The sequence below is a fragment of the Paenibacillus sp. ICGEB2008 genome (genome assembly GCF_000307675.1).
GTDB lineage: Bacteria > Bacillota > Bacilli > Paenibacillales > Paenibacillaceae > Paenibacillus > Paenibacillus polymyxa.
Genome location: NZ_AMQU01000006.1, coordinates 171,722 through 193,232, shown reverse-complemented (window position 1 = coordinate 193,232; position 21,511 = coordinate 171,722). Strand labels below are relative to the sequence as shown.

The 21,511-nt window shown below is 47.8% G+C and carries 20 protein-coding genes and 2 riboswitches; of the genes, 4 read left to right on the top strand and 16 right to left on the bottom strand.

Features of this window, described 5'->3' with window-relative positions; all coding sequences use genetic code 11:
• Positions 1-21: 21 nt before the first annotated feature.
• From C400_RS0104400 to C400_RS0104315, 16 genes are all read right to left on the bottom strand, one after another.
• Positions 22-780 (bottom strand): amino acid ABC transporter ATP-binding protein, encoded by a 759-nt coding sequence (locus C400_RS0104400; RefSeq protein WP_016822613.1) that lies wholly within the window; start codon positions 778-780, stop codon positions 22-24.
• Positions 781-784: 4 nt separating this feature from the next.
• Positions 785-1,501 (bottom strand): amino acid ABC transporter permease, encoded by a 717-nt coding sequence (locus C400_RS0104395; RefSeq protein ID WP_016822612.1) that lies wholly within the window; start codon positions 1,499-1,501, stop codon positions 785-787.
• A gap of 30 nt (positions 1,502-1,531) precedes the next feature.
• Positions 1,532-2,341 (bottom strand): transporter substrate-binding domain-containing protein, encoded by an 810-nt coding sequence (locus tag C400_RS0104390; RefSeq protein WP_016822611.1) that lies wholly within the window; start codon positions 2,339-2,341, stop codon positions 1,532-1,534.
• A gap of 141 nt (positions 2,342-2,482) precedes the next feature.
• Complete coding sequence (nikE, locus tag C400_RS0104385; RefSeq protein WP_017426100.1) at positions 2,483-3,292, bottom strand: nickel import ATP-binding protein NikE; 810 nt, start codon at positions 3,290-3,292, stop codon at positions 2,483-2,485.
• 41 nt (positions 3,293-3,333) lie between these two features.
• The gene (gene nikD, locus C400_RS0104380) at positions 3,334-4,155 is read right to left on the bottom strand and encodes a nickel import ATP-binding protein NikD (RefSeq protein WP_017426099.1); all 822 of its coding nucleotides are present in this window, start codon (positions 4,153-4,155) and stop codon (positions 3,334-3,336) included.
• 19 nt (positions 4,156-4,174) lie between these two features.
• Positions 4,175-5,005, bottom strand: a complete 831-nt coding sequence (gene nikC / locus C400_RS0104375) for a nickel ABC transporter permease subunit NikC (protein ID WP_017426098.1) — start codon at positions 5,003-5,005, stop codon at positions 4,175-4,177.
• Entirely contained in the window at positions 5,005-5,949 is a 945-nt protein-coding gene (nikB, locus tag C400_RS0104370) for a nickel ABC transporter permease subunit NikB (RefSeq protein WP_017426097.1), read from the bottom strand. The genes nikC (C400_RS0104375) and nikB (C400_RS0104370) overlap by 1 nt, the downstream gene beginning before the upstream one ends.
• Positions 5,950-5,994: 45 nt before the next feature.
• Positions 5,995-7,620 (bottom strand): nickel ABC transporter substrate-binding protein, encoded by a 1,626-nt coding sequence (nikA, locus tag C400_RS0104365; protein WP_017426096.1) that lies wholly within the window; start codon positions 7,618-7,620, stop codon positions 5,995-5,997.
• 142 nt (positions 7,621-7,762) lie between these two features.
• Complete coding sequence (locus tag C400_RS0104360) at positions 7,763-8,542, bottom strand: ABC transporter ATP-binding protein (protein WP_017426095.1); 780 nt, start codon at positions 8,540-8,542, stop codon at positions 7,763-7,765.
• Positions 8,539-9,462, bottom strand: coding sequence for an ATP-binding cassette domain-containing protein (locus C400_RS0104355; protein WP_017426094.1), 924 nt, complete (start codon positions 9,460-9,462; stop codon positions 8,539-8,541). Before C400_RS0104355 ends, C400_RS0104360 begins: the two co-directional genes overlap by 4 nt.
• Positions 9,462-10,277, bottom strand: a complete 816-nt coding sequence (gene nikC, locus C400_RS0104350) for a nickel transporter permease (protein WP_017426093.1) — start codon at positions 10,275-10,277, stop codon at positions 9,462-9,464. Before nikC (C400_RS0104350) ends, C400_RS0104355 begins: the two co-directional genes overlap by 1 nt.
• 14 nt (positions 10,278-10,291) lie before the next feature.
• Positions 10,292-11,221: a nickel ABC transporter permease gene (gene nikB, locus C400_RS0104345; protein WP_017426092.1), complete on the bottom strand. Its 930-nt coding sequence runs from the start codon at positions 11,219-11,221 to the stop codon at positions 10,292-10,294.
• A 15-nt stretch (positions 11,222-11,236) separates the two neighbouring features.
• Entirely contained in the window at positions 11,237-12,820 is a 1,584-nt protein-coding gene (locus C400_RS0104340; protein ID WP_017426091.1) for an ABC transporter substrate-binding protein, read from the bottom strand.
• Between the two features lie 216 nt (positions 12,821-13,036).
• Positions 13,037-13,241, bottom strand: a riboswitch (cobalamin riboswitch).
• A 382-nt stretch (positions 13,242-13,623) separates the two neighbouring features.
• Positions 13,624-13,800: a hypothetical protein gene (locus C400_RS27360; RefSeq protein ID WP_155729703.1), complete on the bottom strand. Its 177-nt coding sequence runs from the start codon at positions 13,798-13,800 to the stop codon at positions 13,624-13,626.
• 394 nt (positions 13,801-14,194) lie between these two features.
• Positions 14,195-15,502: a nucleobase:cation symporter-2 family protein gene (locus tag C400_RS0104320; protein WP_016822599.1), complete on the bottom strand. Its 1,308-nt coding sequence runs from the start codon at positions 15,500-15,502 to the stop codon at positions 14,195-14,197.
• Positions 15,496-16,113, bottom strand: coding sequence for a xanthine phosphoribosyltransferase (locus tag C400_RS0104315; RefSeq protein WP_016822598.1), 618 nt, complete (start codon positions 16,111-16,113; stop codon positions 15,496-15,498). The genes C400_RS0104320 and C400_RS0104315 overlap by 7 nt, the downstream gene beginning before the upstream one ends.
• Positions 16,114-16,269: 156 nt before the next feature.
• Positions 16,270-16,373, bottom strand: a riboswitch (purine riboswitch).
• Between the two features lie 328 nt (positions 16,374-16,701).
• On the opposite strand from C400_RS0104315, the gene rhaB reads away from it, so the two are divergent.
• The 4 genes from rhaB to C400_RS0104295 all read left to right on the top strand — a co-directional run bounded on the left by rhaB (position 16,702) and on the right by C400_RS0104295 (position 21,428).
• Positions 16,702-18,183, top strand: coding sequence for a rhamnulokinase (gene rhaB, locus C400_RS0104310; protein ID WP_017426089.1), 1,482 nt, complete (start codon positions 16,702-16,704; stop codon positions 18,181-18,183).
• 12 nt (positions 18,184-18,195) lie between these two features.
• Positions 18,196-19,452: an L-rhamnose isomerase gene (rhaA, locus tag C400_RS0104305; RefSeq protein ID WP_017426088.1), complete on the top strand. Its 1,257-nt coding sequence runs from the start codon at positions 18,196-18,198 to the stop codon at positions 19,450-19,452.
• Positions 19,453-19,503: 51 nt separating this feature from the next.
• Positions 19,504-20,349 (top strand): rhamnulose-1-phosphate aldolase, encoded by an 846-nt coding sequence (gene rhaD, locus C400_RS0104300; RefSeq protein ID WP_017426087.1) that lies wholly within the window; start codon positions 19,504-19,506, stop codon positions 20,347-20,349.
• Positions 20,350-20,531: 182 nt separating this feature from the next.
• Positions 20,532-21,428 (top strand): AraC family transcriptional regulator, encoded by an 897-nt coding sequence (locus C400_RS0104295; protein ID WP_017426086.1) that lies wholly within the window; start codon positions 20,532-20,534, stop codon positions 21,426-21,428.
• Positions 21,429-21,511 lie beyond the last annotated feature (83 nt).

Sequence of the window (21,511 nt, the reverse complement as noted above, 5' to 3'; positions counted from 1 at the left end):
TCCACGTCATTGTACAGAATTTTACGGTTGCTCCTGTAACGTTCTTTGCCCCAAAGCTTTGCCCAAAAATTGCCGTGTCCGTTCTTCCTTCGGATGATTGAAAAACTGCTCCACCGGTCCCTGTTCTACGATCGCACCATGCTCCATCAGCACGACCCGATCCGCTACATCCCTCGCAAAACCAAGCTCATGCGTGACAATAATCATCGTATTGCCTTCACTCGCCACCTTTTGAATCACGGACAGCACTTCATCCACCAGTTCAGGATCAAGCGAGGATGTCGGCTCATCGAACAACAGCACCTGCGGATTCAGCGCCAAAGCGCGGGCAATCGCAACACGCTGCTGCTGTCCACCCGAAAGCTGGGCAGGATAATAGGTCATACGATCCTTTAACCCGACCTTTTCCAAAATGCCTTCACTGATCTCCCTTGCCTGCTTGCGATCCATCTTTTTCACACTGGTCAGACCAATCATCACGTTGTGGAGTGCATTCAAATTTTTAAACAGCTGATATTGCTGAAATACCATTGCCGTTGCCATCCGCAGTCCGAGAATGTCCTTTTTTCCGGCCTTGGCCGCATCTACCTTCAGACCATCAATTTCAATGCTACCGCTGGTCGGCTGTTCCAAAAAATTAATGCTGCGCAGCAGTGTGGACTTCCCCGATCCGCTTGGGCCCAGAATGACCACCACTTCTCCCTTACCTACTGTCAGGTCTATGCCCTTTAACACATGATGCTGCCCAAAATGCTTATGAATTTGATGAAGTTGAATCATGCCCTTACTCACTTCTTTCGTAAATTCGAATACGTTTCTCCAGCACAACAAGCCCGCGCTCAATAATGATGCACACCAGCCAGTAGATCAAAGACACCGCAACATAGACCTCAAAAAAAGCCAACGCCCGCGCGCCCATAATTTTGGCCTGCCCCATCATATCGACGACACCAATCATAAAGATAAAAGACGTATCCTTCACTGTACTGATCAGCGTATTTCCCAGATTGGGCAAAGCCACCGTTAGCGCCTGCGGCAATACAATTTTAAGCATAATCTGTGTTTGGCTCATTCCGATGGAATTGGCCGCCTCAAACTGTCCCCGATCGACCGAATGAATCGCTGCCCGGAACGTCTCCGACAAATATCCCCCAAGGTTCAATGAAAATGAAAGCAACGCAAACAGCTCGGGTGGAATGACGTAGACATTGAATTGCTGCAAGAAGCCATATTCGCTCTGAAAATAATACAAAAACTTAGGTATTCCGTAATATACGAGAAACAGCTGCACAATGAGCGGTGTTCCCCGGATGTACGAGACATACAATGTAGACAAGGGTGCCAAGACAGGCACCTTGTATATCCGGATTAAGGCCGTAGCTAACCCGATGATCGCACCCAGCAGCATGGAGACAAACGCAATCCATAAGGTAACGGGGAGATACTCCACGATCTGGGGAAGGCTTTTCAGCATATAATCTAAATCAAACAGCTTTTCCATAGGAACCCCACTCTATTCTTTACATTGTGATTACTGAGGAATAAATTCTCCACCTGTCCACTGTTCAGACAATTTTTTCAGTGTTCCGTCCGCTTTAAGCTCTTTAATAATCGGGTCGATTTTAGCTTTCAGTTCTTCACCCTGCTTATCCTTCTTGAACACTAGATTGATGTTATCGCTTTGCACAGGCTCGCCCACAGCTTCCACCTGTAAGCCTTCCTTCTTGATCGTTGCTGCCGCCATCACTGGATCATTCACATAAGCGTCCACTCGGCCATTTTGCACATCTTGAAGGTTGTCGGACGAAGTGCCTGTATCATTATATTTTAAAATAATTTTGTTCCCGTTCTTCGCATTATACTGCTCCAGCAACTGCGTATAGGAATCGCCTACCGAGGCGGCTACCTTCTTGCCCTCCAAATCCTTGAGAGAATGGATATCCGTTCTACCCTTTTTCACAATAATAACCGACTGAGCCGAGAAATAGGACTCATCCGAAAACAAATACTTCTTCTCACGCTCAGGATTTTTGGCAACTTCATCTGCGATGATCTGCACTTTATTCGCATCCAGCGCAAGGAATATCGCATCCCAGCCCGAAGGTACAAATTCAATCTTATAGCCGTCCAGCTTCTTATCGATCTCCTTGACTACTTCCACATCGTATCCGGTCAGCTCATTTTTATCATTCGTAAAGGCAAACGGCGGGTAGTCATTTTGTGTCCCCACATAGAGTACCTTATCCCCTGATGCCGCTTCCTTCGAGGAACAACCACTCAAGGCACCCGTTATTAACACAAGAGATAGCCCAATCGCTGCTACCCAAGCAGATTTCTTCATAAATGACATCCCCTTTTAAAATCCAAGTAATTTACTATGATTTTATATTATAACGAGTTATTCAAATAATACAACTAGCAAATTTCATTTTGATTATCTAACCAGATGCTGCACAAAAAAAAGACCCCTGCGGGTCAGTTGTTATTCATGAAGTGGGAGACGGTCTGCTGGATGCTCCGGCAAAATGGACGAAATTAAACGTTGTACAGCCGGGTGAGCAGATTCAAAAATCTGATCTTTCTCAGCACAGTGCTCGACTAATTTCCCTTGTTCCATCACAGCAATGCCATCACAGACGGCGTAAGCCGCTCGAATATCATGTGTGATGAACAGATATGACAATCCAAATGAAGTTTTCAGCTCTTCCAACAGGGATAAAATGCGCATCTGATGAACCATATCCAGACTGCTGACGGACTCATCCAGCACGATCAGCTTGGGTCTGAGCGCAATCGCCCGTGCAATGTTAATCCGCTGTAATTGTCCGCCGCTGAATTGATGCGGATATTTATTCCGATCCTCCGGCTTAAGACCCACCCGCTCCAGCAGATTTTCTACCGTTCTTTTTTGTTCCTGCACTGATAACCGTTCGTAATTGTCCAAGGGCTCTCCGATAATCTGTCCGGCGGTCATGCGAGGGTTTACAGCAGAATAGCAGTCCTGGAATACAACCTGCATATCCCGTCGCAATCCCCTGCGTACTTGAGGACTTCCATTATAGATGTCCTGCCCCTGAAACAGCACCTGACCCTCCTGCGGCTTCTCCAGCCCCAGAATAACCTTGCCCAGCGTGCTCTTCCCCGCTCCACTGGTTCCAAGCAGTCCTAGGCAAAATCCGCTCTCTATGGTAAGTGACACATCAGTGAGCACAGGGAGACGTGATTCGGAGCGGCCCAGCCATTTGCGCTTTCTATAGCTATGAGTTACTTCCTTCACTTGCAGCACATGCATTCGCTCCCCTTTTGAAAGTATCCAACAGGCAACTCATCGCCCTACTGATTTATGCCCTGAAGGGACAACTTAGGTCTGGCCTGCAACAGCATTTTCGTATATTCATGCTGTGGATGGTCGAACAACTGAAACACCTCTGCCTGCTCAACAATACGCCCCCGCTGCATCACTGCCACTTCATCCGCCATTTGGGAGATGACACCCAGATCATGCGAGATCAGCAAAATAGACGTGTCATATTCCGTACGTAAGCGATCCAACTCTCTCAGCACCTGTAGCTGATTAACCACATCGAGTGCCGTCGTCGGTTCATCCGCAATAACCACTGCTGGCCGCAGGCACATGGAAATGGCGATCATGACCCGTTGCAGCATCCCGCCACTCAACTGAAACGAATAACACTTCATTAGCTTGGCTGGATCGGGCAGATTCATATTTTCCAGAGCCGCTATAGCAAGATCACGGGCCTGTCGTTTACTTAATCCGGTATGCGTGCGGATCGTTTCCATAAACTGATCCCCAATCGTATATACTGGCGTAAAAGCTCTCATCGGATTTTGCATAATAAAAGCAATTTCCTTGCCCCGAATGCGGCGCATCTCCTCGGCTGGCATTCCATTCAACTCACGTCCGTTCAGACGAACACTGCCTTCCACATCCATCGTCTGGCGATCCAGTAGCTGGAGCAGCGCGTTACAGGTTACTGTTTTACCGCTACCACTCTCGCCGACAAGACCCAGAACCCGCCCCTTTTTCAGTTCAAAATGGATAGGTTCCAGCAGAGATACCGCCCCTGCATCAGTTTTGAGCTTTACCTGTAAGCCACTGACCTCCAGCACCTGCGTCTTGGCTGTGTCATCCATCGTTGTCCTCACTCCTGTTTTACTGACGTTTGGCAATTCCATATCGGTCGGACAACGCCTCTCCCAATATATTGAAGGCCATTACCACCACCAGAATCATGAAACCCGGATAAATCATTAATTCCGGATGACTGCGGATGTATCCCGTTCCCTCATGGATCATGGCTCCCCATTCAGGAGTCGGCGGCTGGATGCCTAGACCCAGGAATGACAACGCGGAGATATCCATGATCGCCCAGCCCATCTCCAGCGTACCAATGACCACAAGCGGCCGCAGCACATTCGGAATGATGTGCCGCCGGATAATGGCCCCTGAGGAGGAGCCGCTAATCCTTGCGGCCGCTATAAAATTCTGCTCTTTCAGACTGACGACCATATTACGGCACATTCGGGCATAGTACACCCACTGCACCAGCATCAAGGCAAACAGCACCTGCATGAGACCTGGCCCAAAAATACCAACAATGCCGAGCACAAGCACCAAGTTGGGAAACGCCATAATGCCTTCGCAAAACCGCATCAGTACACTATCGACCCAACCGCCCAAATAACCTGCAACTGATCCGATCACAACACCGATACTAAGCGAGGACAAGAAAATTAATGTCGCAAAGCCGAGCGAAATTCGCGCTCCATACAGCAGCCGGGACAGATTACACCGACCCAGATGGTCCGTTCCCAGCCAATACTCTTTTGAGGGGCCTTCCAGCTTATGCAGTAAATTGACTTTAACCGGATCATGGGGAGCCAGCCACGGAGCCAGCACCATTATGATAAAAAGAGCTGCCAGCACGATAGAGCAAACCACGATTACCTTTTGACCTTTGAACATTTTACGCAACCTTATCATCACTGCTCTGCTCGTCCCTTCGAAGAAATTCGGGGGTCCATATACAAGTGCACCAGATCAACGAGCAAATTGCATACGATGAACAGGCATGCCGCCAAAAACACATAGCATTGTATGACGGGAATATCCCGGTTAAAAATGGCTTCCACGAAATAACGGCCAAACCCAGGCCATGAAAACACCTGCTCCACAATAATCGTTCCAGTCAGCAACTTGCCCAGATTCATGCCCATACTTGTTATTAGCGGAGTAATGGCCATTTTGAGTATGTGCCTGAGCATAATCACACGCTCGCGTATTCCTCTGGTTCTGGCATACTGGACATACGTTTCCTGAAGCTGTTCCAGCACACTGGAGCGCAACAGACGCGTATATAAAGCAATCAGAACCAGCGACAGAGTCAACGTCGGCAACACCAGATGCTGCCACGTTCCCCGACCCTCTACAGGTAGCCAGTCCAATCGTACAGAGAAAAAGAAGATTAACAAATATCCCAGCCAGAACTGGGGAATAGATGCCCCGAAATACGAAATCCCTCGACTCAGTATGTCGATCCAGCCATTTTTACGCATCGCCGCCAACACACCCAGCGGGATGCTCACCACGATGGATAATGCCATGCTGCTTAAGGCCAGCTCAACAGTGGCAGGCAATCGAGCCTTCACCTCATCCCACACTGGCTTGTTGGTCAGATACGAAGTACCAAAGTCCAACCGACTGATTCTTTGAAGTGTATGCATATACTGTGTCAGCAATGGCTGATCCAGCCCGAACTCATGCCTCTTCTGCTCCAGAATTTCCGGGGTAGGATAAATATGAGCAGCCGTCAAATAAGCTTCAGCCGGATCAACCGGTGAAATGTGAATGAGTGCAAAGGTAACAAGGGTGGCAAAGAGAACAATAGGAATGACCGCTACCATTCGCTTCCCGATATAGCTAATCATAGTTGTCCTCCTATCCTGTAAATTAACGTTACCTTCCCGTTTCAGTTACTTTCCAATTTCAATTCCCTCAAATGAATTTTCATCCCGATTAGCTGGGAATACAAAATTAGTAATCTTTTTCTGATACACTGCCGTCTTCTTAATATACGAAATAGGTACAATTGCAGATTGCTCCTGAAGTGTCTTCAAGATTGAGGCGTACAGCTCCTGACGCTTGGTTTCGTCTGTCGATGAAAGTGCTTCGTGTACTTGCTGATCCAGATCCTTCTTCATCGGAAGGGCGCTCAGCACCTCAGAAATTCCGAAGCTCTTCTTGGCAATAACATTAATAAAGGAATGCGGATCATAAGGCGCACCATAGTTGTACCAGAAATACAGATCAAACTGGTTGGATCTAAGCCGCTTGATTTGAACCGTCAGCTCCAGTCCGGTCAGATTCACTTTGACACCCAGCTCTCCCCATTCAGCCTGGATGGTTTCAGCCATCGCCTTTTGGATCGGATCGGTCTTATCGAAAATCAGCTCAAAATCCAGCTGTTGTCCATCTTTCTCCCGTACTGTGCCGCCTGCGGGCAGCTTCCAGCCAGCCTCATCCAACAATGCTTTGGATTTTTCCACATCATAGCCTATTGGCTGTAAGTCGACATTCGTATACGGGTAGTTTTTGGATAAAACCGTATCCGCTGTTTCCTCGAGCCCCGAGGTTACGCCTTCCACCATCGCCTGCTTGTTAAATCCATGCTGGAGTGCCAGACGTACCCGAAGATCTGCCAGCTTGGGATTGGACGAATTGAGCAACAGGCTTCTTGTGCCGACAGGCTCGGACAGCGTGGTAACATACTGATTCGTGTCGCGAAGCTGTTTGAAAGCATCCAGGCTAATAACACCTTCTCCATAAATCAGATCCAGGTCGCCTTTTTCAAAGGCCATTACACGTGTTTCACCATCGGGAATAATTTTGACCGTAATTTTGTCCACCTTCGGTGCAGTACCCCAATAATTCGGGTTACGCTTAAAGGTTGCATACTCATCCTGCTTGTATTCATCCAGCATCCAAGGTCCTGTACCTACAGGTTTCTTAATTCCTTTGGACGTATCTCCATCATCCGGGAACCCGGCTTCACCCAAAAAACGGAACGGGCGAACGACAGACAGATCCTGAATAACTGGGTAGTATGGCTCTTTGAGCGTCATTCGGAACGTACTGTCATCTACAGCTTCAGTTTTGTCGAGAACGCCTACTATACCAAGCCAGCTATGCGTTTTCTCATTTTTCATAATAGCGTCAAAGTTCTTTTTCACAATCGCCGCATTAAATAGCGTTCCATCGGAAAATTTCACACCTTTACGCAGCTTAAACGTATATGTCTTGCCGTCCTTGGATATGGTCCAAGATTCAGCCAAAGCAGGCTCTAGCTTGCCTCCTTGCTTGTAGCTGACTAACGGCTCATAAATCATGGATTGTGCAAATAGCTGGGAAGGGTTGTATACGTGAGGATTCATTGTACCAATGTCCCGTGGCCACGATAGCGTGATCGACTTTTCATTGGCAGCTCCGTTAGTAGAGGTGGATGCAGGTGTGTTCTCCTGCTTCGCGCAGCCCAGAATAACGGATAATAAGAGGAGCGTCACCAACATAAAGGTGGCAGTCTTGCGGTGTCGAACGGACATCAATGTATTTCCCCTTTTCTATATATGTGATAATGATTATCATAATCATATTTAGAATAGGTACCACATTATATTTTGTCAACAATATTCGACAAGCAAAGCTCTTATTTATTTTGAATTTGTATAATATTAAATTTATGGATTAATCCGCCAACGTTTGAAATAGAGTACGCGTGTATTCATGCTTCACTAGTTCTTCATCCCAATCCTCAAATATTTCCACGATCTCTCCCTGAACCATGACGGCAACACGATCACAGAACGTACGGGTGGATTGAAGATCATGGGTGATGAAAAGAAAGGACAACTGACGTTCGAGCTGCATTCTTTTGAGCATGTTCAGCACCGAGGACTGGGTTGTCGTATCCAGATTGGCGACGGATTCATCGAACAGGATGATTTCTGGTTCAACGGCCAACGCCCGAGCAATGCACACCCGCTGTTTTTGTCCACCGCTTAGCTGCGCAGGGTATTTTTTCAGACTGTCAGCCTCTAACCCTACCGATTCCAGTAAGGAAAGGCAGATATCCAGTGCCCTTACTTTTCGCTCAGGGAAATAGTTCCGGATCGGCTCCATCAGAATATCTCGAATGGTCATACGGGGATGCAGTGAGGAGGCCGAGTCCTGCGTGACTAACTGGATTCGTTTGTACAGATGAATATCTTTCATCCTTCCGGTATGTATGGGCTGCTGATCCAGCCAGATTTCCCCCGAGGTCAACGACTCCAGCCCCAGGATACACTGCGCCAGCGTACTTTTACCACTTCCGCTTTCTCCAACCAGTCCAAGGCATTCTCCCTGTCGTAATTGCAAACTCACTTTCTTTATTGCCTGTTGCTCACCCCGTCTCGTGTTGAACCAGCCATTTCTCCGTCTGCGGACAGGATAAGCTTTGGTGACGTTCTTCAATTCCAATATCACGATTGCATCCTTCCTTCCGGGGTCATCTCCAGTACTCGATCTGCTACGCGACTCATACCCTGGCGATCATGTGAAATTAACAAAATAGTGAGCTCGAAATCCTCTCTCAACTGTAAAAGCAATGACAGAACCTTGTCGCGGTTGATCACATCCAGCGCTGTAGTGGGCTCGTCGGCAATAAAGAGGCGCGGGCCGGAGCTTAACATTGCAGCCAGCAGCACCCTTTGGCACATACCTCCGCTTAGTTCAAAAGGATATGATGACAGAATATACTCAGGATCGGCAAAACCGACCTTGCGGAGCAGAGAACACAAATAAGCTTCCTGCCCTGGAGTAGTGTGGCCTCCAGCCAGCTCCGTGGCACGGTTCAGCATCTGTCGCATCCGTGACATTACGCCCTGTCGTCGATGGGTCTGCTGTGATGCAGTGTGGGACGGGGCAAGATCAGCCTGGCCCTGCTCCTTCTGGGCGTGCATTTGGCGCCGCCTGTGCAGTCTAAGCGTATCCGTCAGCTGGGCGCGGACGGTACGGATCGGGTTCAGCCCGCTCAGCGATTGTTGAATGAGCAGGGCAATATCCTCACGGCGCAGTCTTTGCCAGCGCTGTTCATGGAACGGGATAATGTCTTCCCCGTTATAGTAGATGCACCCTTGCGTAACACCAACACTTGGGTCCAGCATACCCGCGATTGCGTGTGCGGTCAGGCTCTTGCCACATCCACTTGGTCCAGTCAGAGCCACAATTTCCCCTGGGTAGACGGAAAAGTTCACATCTCGCAGTAGCGGATTGCTCCCGTTCCCGCTTCCGCTTGCTCCTGCACCTGTACGACTAATCTCCAAATGTTCCACGTGTAACAACGGTTTTTGTACGTAAGCTCGTTCTATCGTATCCTTCCACCCTATGACTGGTCGTTTTCCCACTATTTCGCCGCCCCCTTTTCTGAAAAATGATCACCCAGAAGCTGGCAGGCAAGCACAAACAGCATAATCGCCAAACCCGGAAAGATCATAACATGCGGAGCCACCTGAAAATACGAGGTTGCATCATGCAGCATCACGCCCCACTCTGGCTTGGGCGGCTGTACACCCAGTCCAAGAAAGGAGAGTCCAGCGATCATTAACACCACGTGTCCAATATCCCATACCGCATATACCAATAATTGCGGCCATACTTGTGGCAATACATAACGTCTTAGTATGCGCACGTGTGAATTGCCGGACAAACGGGCATACCGTACATAGTCCTCCTGGCAGGCTTTTTGAACCAAACTACGGATATAGCGGACATAGCCCGCCCACCGTACCGCAATAATCGCTAAGGTCATGTTAACGAAACCCGGCCCCAAAATACCCACAATCGCCACCGTTAAAATAATATCGGGAAAAGCCAGTACACCATCAATTCCCCGCATAATCAGCTGATCCACACGTCCTCGCACATAACCAATGAGCAAGCCTGTGGGCAGACTAATACATAGCGTAGCTACCGTAATCGCACAAGCGATTAACACGCTTGTCCGAATTCCATAAATGAGCCGTGACAGCACATCCCGACCCAGATGATCCGTACCGAAAGGATATTTACGGCTGGGTGGTGCCAAACGGTTCAGAAGGTCCACATGCAGAGGATCATGCGGAGCGGCCCAGGGAGCCAGCAACCCAAGCAGCACGATCAGGCCAAACAGTGCGCCCCCTGCCAGCAAGCTTCCTCTAAAGGAAAGCCGTATCTTTTTCATTTTCAGCTTCCCCCTTAACGCAAACGCAGCCTTGGATCTATCACCGTCTGGACCACATCCACCAAACACTGAACACCTACAATTAAAAACGCGGCAAACATAACATACCCCTGAATCACCGGGTAATCCCGCTGCGTAATTGCATCTATAAAATACTTTCCTAACCCTGGCCATGAAAAAATGGTTTCTACGATGACGTTACCTGCCAGCATAAATGATAGATTCGTACCTAGCAGCGTAATCATAGGCAGAACGGCATGTTTAAATATCTCAAAAAAGAGAATATGCATACGTGAAAAACCGCGAGCCCTCGCTGCCTTCACAAAATTCCGGTCACTCAGCTCCAGCATCTGAGCACGCAATACACGGGCTTGCACCGTTCCCAATCCTGCACCAAGCGTCAGCGCTGGGAGTACTAAATGTGTCCAGTCCTCCCTTCCCATGGATGGGAGCCAGCCCAAGCGAACGGAAAATAGATAGATCAGCAGAAACCCAAGCCAAAAAGAAGGGATTGACGATCCCAGCAAAGCGAACAGCCTGCCCAGACGATCTAGTGGACCGCTGACTTTTAGCGAGGCAGCCAGTCCCATCCCAAGCGTAAGCACCGTCATGACGGCAAAGCCCGCCAAAGCTAGCTCCACCGTGGCGGGCAGTCTGCTCCATAGTTCGTTTAGCACTGACTCCTTGGACACATACGAGGTTCCCCAATGTCCTGTGAACACATCCCTCAGCCAGTTCACATATTGAATATGAAGCGGCTCATTCAAGCCCAGTTCGTTTCGCAGCGCGGTTAGCGCCTCCCCAGAAGCAGGAACATTATGCGCGGTGAGCAAAATGAGAGCAGGGTCACCAGGGGCCAGCCTCATCAGTACAAAAGTCAGCGTAGATACAACGAATACAATGATGGGCAGCTGCGCCACACGTTCCAATATAAAACGAATCATAGGATACGTTGCTCGTTATTCCGCAATATCGGATTGCGCTGTAATGTAGTAATACTCGATCGGATGCGGTGTAAAGCCCTTTACTCCTTTTTTCACACCAAACACATTGTCAGGGTGCACAATGAACGACTGCGGCAAATCTGTATTGATGATATCCAGCGCTTGCAGTGTTACCGCATTACGCTGTGCGGTATCCTTCGCCAACTTCAGGCTGTGAAGAATATTCTCCAGCGGTTTGGAAGCATAACGGCTTACATTCGCTTCACTTGTAGAGGAGTAGAACATGTCCATAAAATACTGCGGCTCCCCTGTATGGGCCGTGAGCATGCTGTACATAGCAAAATCCCAATCATTTTTGGTCAATGCCTCGTCGATATTTTCCACCTTGCGAATCTTGACCTGAATTCCCTCATTCAGCAATTGGCTCTGAATCACCTCAGCCATGACGGATAGCTCCGGACGCTGTGGGAAGGTCAGCAGCGTAACCTCGAATGGCTTGCCCTGCTTGGTCCACGTACCTTGGGCATCCTTCTGCCAGCCATCCTTCGTCAACAACTGCTCCGCCGTTCCGTCCAATGCTTTGCGCTCAATCTTACCGAAGGGAAGAATGCTCGGAAACGGGCTGCTTGCTTCCGTACCGAAGCCTCTCATGACGGCGCTCACAATGGATGCGCGCGGAATCAGACTGTCCACCACCTTACGGTTGGTTGCATCCTTGAACACAGGTGATTCCATGTTGTACACAATCATATGGGTGCGCAAGGATGGAGCCGACAGCACTTGTAGCTTGTCGTTCTTTTTTAATACCTCTGCGTTATCTACCGGAATATCCGTCGCTACATCCACCTCACCAGATTGTAACGCCATCAGGCGCGAATTACCGTCCGTAATGAATTTCATCGTCGCTTCGGCCAATCGCGCCTTTTCGCCCCAGTATCCGTCATAACGCTCGACGACCAAGGATTGATCCTTGTTGAAGGCTTTGATTTTAAAAGCACCTGTCATTGCAGGGTAGCTTTGCTCATCTTTCATGGATGCCACATCCAGTACAATCGTTGACGGATCAGCCAAATTGGATACCAGCGCTGCATTCGGCTGGTTTGTCGTAATTTTCAGCGTCAGCGGACCAGTTACATCAATGGACTTCACATCCAGTAAATCCTTCGCCAGATGGCTTTTCTCGATTGAGCGCAGCAAAGATGCTTTTACACTTGCTGCATCCATGCTCTTTCCATTATGAAACGTGACCTTATCCTGCAAGCTGAACGACCACACGTTAGGGCTGTCATGTTTCCACTCCTTGGCTAGCCAAGCCACAGGCTCCAGCTTTTCATTCAAACGAATGAGTGTCTCACCGGCACCGGAACGCATCACATCCCAGCTATTGTCTCCATGCGGATCGACGCCTGACGGTTTCCACGTATACGCCATCACCAGCTTTTTATCTGCTTGAGTCTGTTGTGCAGACGTGTTCTCACCCTTGCCCGAGCTATCCTCCGTCTTCGTGGCTACGCCACATCCGGAAAGAGTCATAACTGCCATCAGCAGCAGCAATCCTGTACATATGAACCATGAACGCCTATTACGATTGCCTATCATCCCACATTTTCCCCTCTATCTTGTAAAATCGTATAAACCTAACGCAAAACGCGAAAAAGCATTCCCAACCACTTGATCAGCAGTCAGAAATGCTTTCATTATAAAATGTCAAAACTCACCTCAAAGCCAGCTCCAAAAACATAGAAGGGATCAGATCGGTTTCAGACATTCCGTATGCAGCACGCCTAACCACCTCCCCAGCATCCCGTGGGTCTGACAGTGATGTCAAAACAGGCAGGTCTCCTGACTCCAAGCGTATCTTTCAGGCCTTCCCGGTTCCTCACAGTTCCAGTGGCTTGTTCTGAAAGCTCCAGCAGTACCCTGCTGATGCCTGTATACAGTGGCGGGTCCGTGTCGGAATCTACCGAACTTCCCTTTTAAGTGAACACGCTCAACAACTATCTACATCGTCTCTACGAAACTTCGTATATAGAGTTGTCCGGCTCACACCTGTTTTCTTCCTTTATTCCTTTTTATTACGATTTAGGATTATCTTATTTTGTTGCTACTGGCTTGTCAACAAATGTTGCGTAATAATTTAAATTTGAATGATATAGTGTGAATCAAGACCAAGGCTATTCATTGCTTGCGCGCAATTGAAGGTATGTCTTAACGTTGCGTGCACACAATTCACGTGTTAAAATTAGGTATAGAGATAACCACCGTATCCGTATACTAAAAAGAGCCTTCGCCGCTCCAACGGCAAAGACTCTTAGGACTTGAAAGGCTGTGGATCACCACCACGGCGCGCTGCATAACTGAATGTTAATGCGAACGAAACCCACTGTTAGGGGCCAACCTAATTACGCGGTGGGTTTTCGCTTGTTCCGAAATTTCCGACGCAGCCAGCGATAAAGCTTACGAATACTAAACACCAGGCTTAGTAACGTAACCATCCAACGCAGCACATCATAGCACGACACAAGGTTGACCATCGGCTTCACCCCCTTTCGGGAAGCTGCGCCGTGATCCGAAAACATCCACCACTATCCAAAGTCCTTAAGGTAGATTATACCATGCCTCTTCCTACCACTCTAGCAAATTCCTCTAGTAGATAAACCAACCTAAAAGTGCAACTGGAAAACGCACCAAACTAAGCTCCCCATTTCGTCCCGCAGCTTTATCTATATGTCCCCAGACAGCAAAGGGGTCTATTATTTAGGCAGCGCCTCCCGAAAAATCAGGAGGAAGGACGCGGCGTGTACTATTATGACTTCACTTCGAAAATCCAAACCCCGATCTTCATACAGAAAGAGGGTTTTATCAATAATTTCATGCTGCTTAATAAATAACTAGTACTGGATAACCCCATGCCAAACAGCCGGAAAAGAGGCAACGCCCTTTCTCCGGCTGTTTTTGTTTATTTCCTATTCATCAAACCTTCTGTGGAACTTCTGAGACATTAACGCCTTTGACCGATTCACCCTGTTTTCTTGCCAAAACAATGTTCAAGACAATTGCCGTAATCGAGCCAGATACGATGCCATTTTGCAGCAGCATTTTGGCAAAGCTCGGCAGTTGGTCGAACATTTGCGGCAGAACAGCTGAGCCTAGGCCCACGGCAATACTGCATGCTGCAATCAGCAGATTGCTTTCTTTCCGCAGATCCACTTCTGACAAAATAGACATGCCTGATGCAGCAACCGAGCCAAACATGACGATCATCGCCCCGCCCAGCACAGCGTTAGGAATTACTGTCGTCAAGGCAGCCAGCTTAGGCAGCAAACCGAGGACGACCATGATGCCGCCAGCAGCAAAAATAACGTTACGGGATTTGACGCGAGTCAGCGAGATTAAACCCACATTTTGGGAGAAGGCCGTGTAAGGGAACGCATTAAAAATACCGCCCAACATAATTGCAAGTCCTTCCGAACGAAGTCCATTGACGATTTGCTTTTGCTCCACTTTCTGATCAATCGCTTTACCTACTGCTAGATAAACCCCTGTAGACTCGACCATGCTCACAATATTGACGATAATCATCGTACATACTGCCATAATGCTAAACTCCGGCTTACCAAAATAAAACGGCTGCGCAATACTCACCCACGAAGCATCCGCTACGGGAGCAAAATGCACCATTCCCATCGCATAGGCGACTACAGTACCTGCGAACAGACCAATAAGAACGGAAATCGAGCGTAAAAAGCCCTTGGCTACTCGATTGACAAGCAGAATAACCAGTAGTGTAACCAGCGCCAGCAGCAAATTACGCGGCTGTCCAAAATCCGCGCTGCCCTGACCACCCGCTACATTGTTCATCGCCACCGGAATAAGGGATAGACCGATAATCGTAACGACCGAGCCGGTAACCACTGTTGGGAAAAAGCGTAACAGTTTGCCATACAACGGTGCCGCAAGCACCACAAATATACCGGACAAAATGATGGCACCGTACGCTGTCGCCAGATTTGATGTCGAAGCAATTGCGATAATGGGTCCTACTGCCGTAAACGTACAGCCCAAAATGACAGGCAGTCTACTTCCGAAAAAACGTGTGCCCATAATCTGTAATAATGTAGCAATCCCGCAAGTGAATAGATCAGCAGCCACTAGATAAGCCATCTGGGCTGGCGTCAGGTGCAGCGCTCCCCCTACAATCAGAGGGACGGCAATGGCTCCGGCGTACATCGCCATGACATGCTGGAAGCCCAGCGCAAATAATTTTTGTTTACTTAACATCCCACATTCTCCTTAACGGGAGGAATTACCGTGCCAGCTTCCTCTATAAAATGGACTTCGCCCGGTGCCATGGAAGCGATACGCGCTAGAGAACGTACGGCAATACCTCTTTGCTCCAACAGTCCACGGCCTTCCTGAAAGCTCTTTTCAATTACGCAGCCAACTCCGGCCAGCTCTGCTCCTGCTTCCTTCACAATATCGGTAAGTCCGACCAAAGCTGCACCAGTTGCCAAAAAATCATCCACGATCAGCACATGGTCGCTGGCATCGAGATATTTTTGGGAAATGCTCACCTGATAGGTTTCCTGCCGAGTGAACGAATGAACCTCTGCGAAGTATACCTGTTCATTCAGCGTGATCGCCTTCTTTTTCTTCGCATAAATGAACGGTACTCCCAAAGCAATAGCAGTGGCCATAGCAAATTGAATACCACTAGCTTCAATAGTAAGCACCTTGGTAATTGGAGCACTGCCGAACAGACGTGCGAACTCCTTACCAATCTCCAATGCTAATGCTGTATCCACCTGATGGTTCAAAAATGAATCTACCTTTAACACCGTATCGGATAAAATTTGTCCCTCTTGACGAATACGTTCTTCCAAAGCTTTCATTATGCGAATATCGCTCCTCTGTACTTAAAATAGAATAAAACCTGCCAAAACCAAAAAAGGACAAGCTCCCTTGAGTCGTTTCTCAAGTGAAGCCTGTCCTTGGGGTCGTAATCCCTGACGGATTGGCGCACAAATAAAATGCCCGCATTCATCCGAAGCTGATGCGCTATCACTCATAGTCGGACGATTACAGTGGTCATCCGGTAGAAACTTTTGGGCCATATCCCCAATATTATACGAGTCATATGAAATTGATATCTTGTATACTACACCCTCTGGCGGGCGGTTTCAAGACTATTTTTCATACAAACAGCGGCATTTGGAGAACCTTCCACAATTTGAATATCGCAGCCATACACCGATCCATTTTTGAAGTATATATATAGTAGAAACCAGATATTAAAAAACGGAAAACAATACAAAACAACATTTAAAATTAATTTCATTTTTAAATTCAAAAATAAAACCAATAATAATGTTTCCGTTTATGTTGACTGCACAGACAAACGGAAGTAGTATGGAATTAGTTAAGAAACAAAAGGCAGTCTTTCAGGCTGCCGGGATTTCATCCATGCAAGGAGATTAGATATGAACAACTATCTTGCTGTTGATATTGGAGCTTCAAGCGGAAGACTCGTGAGTGCAACTCTACAAGGTGAACAAATTCACTTGCAAGAACTTCATCGTTTCAACAACTCCTTTACTGAGAGGAACGGGCACGATTACTGGAATATAGACAATTTATTTGATGAGATCATCCAGGGACTGCAAAAAGCCAAACAAAATGGAATCGATTCCTGTACGCTCGGCATTGACACATGGGCTGTAGATTACGTGTTACTTAATAAGGAAGGTCATCGCATCCATGAGGTGTACGCATACCGCGATGCACGCACTCTACATGTCCCCGATAAGCTGCACCAGCTCATCAGCCGAGAAGAGGTATATGAGAAAACGGGCATCCAGGAACTAAACTTTAATACCCTATATCAACTGTTCGTCCATGATCGGGAACAACTCGCCCAAGCAGATAAAATATTGATGGTACCCGATTATCTGTACTATCGCCTGACAGGCATTATGGTCAATGAAATGACCAATGCATCCACGATGCAGCTTCTCAACGTGAACACCCGAGAGTTTGATGAGGACCTGCTCTCCCTGCTCCAGCTTCGGCGCAATCAATTTTCGGAGCTGGCTGAGCCTGGACGTGTTCTGGGCTCCATCTTGCCGGAGCTTGTTCGGAAATACGATCTTCCCGACTGTCAGCTCATCCTTGTGCCTACACACGATACCGCCTCAGCGGTTGCAGGTGTTCCATCATCGCGAGAGGAGTCTTGGGCTTATATCAGCAGCGGAACATGGTCGCTATTGGGTATGGAACGATCCCAACCCTTGAATACCGAGACAGCTATGCAGGCGAACTACACCAATGAATGGGGCGCTTACGGCACGTACCGTTTTTTGAAAAATATCATGGGCTTATGGATGATTCAGGAGGTTAGAAGAGAAGGTGGTTCTGCACATAGCTTTGCCGAATTGGCCCAATTGGCTTCAGCAGAGACACCATTTGTCAGTCTCGTCCTCTGTAACCAGTCCTCTTTCTTAAATCCGGATAGTATGACCCTTGAGATTCAGAGGTTCTGTGAAAAAACCGGGCAGCCTGTCCCACGCACACCTGGCTCGCTCGCCCGCTGTATTTTTGACAGTCTGGCCTTAAGCTACCGGGATGCTTTACATGAGCTACAACATTTAACAGACGAAACGATTACCAGATTGCACATTGTCGGCGGAGGCGCTAACAACGAATTACTATGTCAGCTAACAGCCGACCTTTTAGAAATTGAGGTTCAGGCAGGACCTTCCGAATCGACGGCCATCGGCAATATTGTCGTGCAATTAATCAGCTCTGGTGCTCTTGGAGATCTGAAAGCTGCTGGCCGAACCATAGCCAATTCCTTCCCGACTCGGCTATATGAGCCGCAACCGGTGGAAGGCATGGGAGAGCTTCTGGATCGCTGGGAACGCCTCAAGATACAAGCAACACCCCCTATTCACATATCTCAATAAAGGAGTAAAGCCATGAACGAAGCCATTGAAGCGAGTTATAACGAAGCGAAAAAGCTGTATGCCCGCCACGGTATTCAGGTGGATGACGTTTTACGGAAGCTCTCACAAATCAAAATATCACTGCACTGCTGGCAGGGAGACGATGTGCAAGGATTCCTGTTCAAAGATAAACAGCTTAGCGGGGGAATTGCCGTAACAGGTAGCTACCCGGGCAGAGCAGGTACGCCAGATGAACTACGTCAGGACTTGGAAAAAGCCCTATCGCTCATCCCCGGTAAACACAAGGTTAATCTGCATGCGATCTATGCAGATACTACAGAACAAGTAGATTTGGATCAACTGGAGCCACGCCATTTTCAGAACTGGGTAGACTGGGCCAAACAGCAAGGGCTTGGACTTGATTTTAATCCGACCCTATTCTCCCATCCTAAAGCGGAAGACGGCTTCACCCTAAGCCACAAGGACCCGGAAATTCGCGATTTCTGGATCACACACTGTAAGAAATCACGCAGAATTGCGGAATATTTTGGAAGGGAACTCGGTCAGCCTTGTGTCACAAATCACTGGATGCCGGATGGTTACAAGGATACCCCGGTGGATCGCTTGGCTCCAAGAGAACGTCTGCGGGATGCTCTGGACGAGATTTTCAGCGAGGAAATTAGTGAAGATTACAACATCGATGCAGTTGAAAGTAAACTGTTCGGCATCGGTTCGGAAAGCTATGTCGTCGGCTCTCATGAGTTCTATATGGGTTACGCCCTGACACGGGGGAAATCTATCTGTCTCGATTCTGGTCACTTCCACCCGACAGAAGTCATTTCGAACAAACTGTCCTCTGTGCTGATGTTCACCGATCAATTATTGCTACACGTCAGCAGACCTGTTCGTTGGGATAGCGATCATGTCGTGACGATGGACGACGAATTGCTGGACATTGCCCGTGAGCTCGTTCGCGGTGAGCTGCTTTCCCGCACTCATATCGGCCTTGATTTCTTTGATGGCAGTATCAACCATGTGGCTGCATGGGTCATCGGAACACGCAACACCATCAAAGCGTTGCTTCGCGCCATGCTGGAGCCGATTGAGGAACTGAAAAAAGCCGAAGAGGAAAGAGACTTCACTACGCGACTTGCCCTGGTCGAAGAGTTTAAATCCTATCCGTTTGGGGCTGTATGGGATTACTATTGCGCTCAAAACGGCGTTCCTGTTCGTGAGGAATGGCTAACCGAGGCTAAAAACTATGAACAACGAGTCCTGCTGAAACGGTAACTACTGCACTGATCATTTTATATTCATATCATCCAAAGGGAGAGATCATCCATGACTACTGTGCTGGAGAATCAAAAAGAACGAAAATCAGGACTGGATATCCCATTTGTTCGCGAGATGGCGGAAATTACGCAAAACATGTGGAAATTCGGCTGGGATGAACGCAACGGAGGAAATGTAAGCTATATTCTGGATGAAGCCGAGGTTGCCAAATATATTGATATTCATAAAGTCATTCGAACGATTAAACCTGCTTTCCCCGTGAATGAACTGGCAGGCAAATATTTTATCGTCACTGGATCAGGCAAGTACTTCAAAAACGTTATTGCCGATCCGGAAGCCAATTTAGGAGTCCTGCGTGTATCCCAAGATGGTGAGCAGCTAGAAATTTTGTGGGGCCTCAAGCATGACGCGGTTCCTACCAGCGAATTGCCGTCTCATTTTATGAGCCATATTGAGCGCTTGAAGGTCGGTCCCAACCATCGGGTTGTAATCCATAATCATGCCACCCATGTCATTGCCATGACCTTCATTCATAGTCTGGACGAAAACCAATTTACCAAAACGCTGTGGGAAATGTGTACCGAATGTATCGTAGTCTTTCCAGACGGTATCGGTGTAATCCCTTGGATGGTGCCAGGCTCCAGCGAAATCGGCCGTGAAACAGCGAAAAAAATGAAGGATCATCACGCTGTATTATGGCCTCATCACGGCATTTTCGGAACAGGTAGCTCCATTGATGAAGCGTTTGGCCTGATTGAAACGATTGAAAAGGCAGCGCAAATTTATATGCTGATTGCTAAGCATGATATCCAGCAACGGATTACAGATCAGGAGCTATCAGATCTGGCTAAAGCCTTTAATGTTACTCCAAAAGAAGGAATCCTGAACGTATAAACACAGGCTAATCGTATAGCGCAGGACTCTATAAGGCTCCACGGCTCGTCTCAAACCAGCCATGGAGCCTTTACCGTTTTAATTTTATAACCCTAAATTCCAATGAATTAACTTGTAATTGTACTTTCCTTTATATACAATAAAATCAAAATTCCCTTATCTCCACCAAAGGAGAGGTGACAATGATGAGAAGAACAAAGAATGAAGATCACTTCGACATCGTGGAAGACCATTATTTCACAACAACCGAACTGGAAAAATCCAGTGCCATTTGGCCAGTCAGACTGGGTATGGATATTTCGAAGGCAAGCTGTCATGTCGGCCCCAAGGCTGTCCCTTATTTTTATTTTATTTTTGTACTTGAAGGTCAAGCTGAGTTCATTTATAAGGAAAAGAAGTATCGTGTGCAAAAGTCTGATGTATTCTGTTTTTTTCCGCATCTTGCCCATGAATTTTACACCGACCAAGAGCACCCGTTACAAAAGGTATGGATTGCCTTTGAGGGACCGAAATCTCTGGCGTTGCTGGAGCGGATCGGGATCAACCCCTCTAAGCCATTTATAGCTAACGCAGTGAGCGAGGAAATCCTCGAACTGATCTCCAACCTATTTTCCATCGTCAACGACCACAACAGACAGGGCAGCGATCTGGCCCGCTTAATTACACTACATCAGATCTTCGAGGAGTTGTCCCGCAACACATCTGGTGCTCTGCGCAACTCTGTATGCTCTGATTATTGGCTCCAGCAGGGGAAGGATTACATCGAAATGCATTATTGTGACCGTGTTACAATTGAGCAAATTGCTGAGCATGTAGGTGTGGATCGTGCGCATTTTTCACGTAAATTCCATTCTACCTTCCTTATCTCCCCCGCCAAATATTTGCAAACCCTCAAGATTAACGAAGCGAAAAGATTGCTGGAACAGACCACTTACAATCTGTCGATCATCGCCCAATCTATCGGTTATACCGACATGTCCACCTTTTCCAAGGCATTTAAGAAAACAGCAGGAATCCCACCCCGAGAATATCGCTTCCGGCATCAGTCCCGGCAAGAGATCCGCACTGCCAACGCTTAGTCGGAATCCAGCAACGATACAGGAGAACCACCATCATACGGCGGCTCTCCCCTTTTTTATGACCTGATCCTAATTTGTACTTG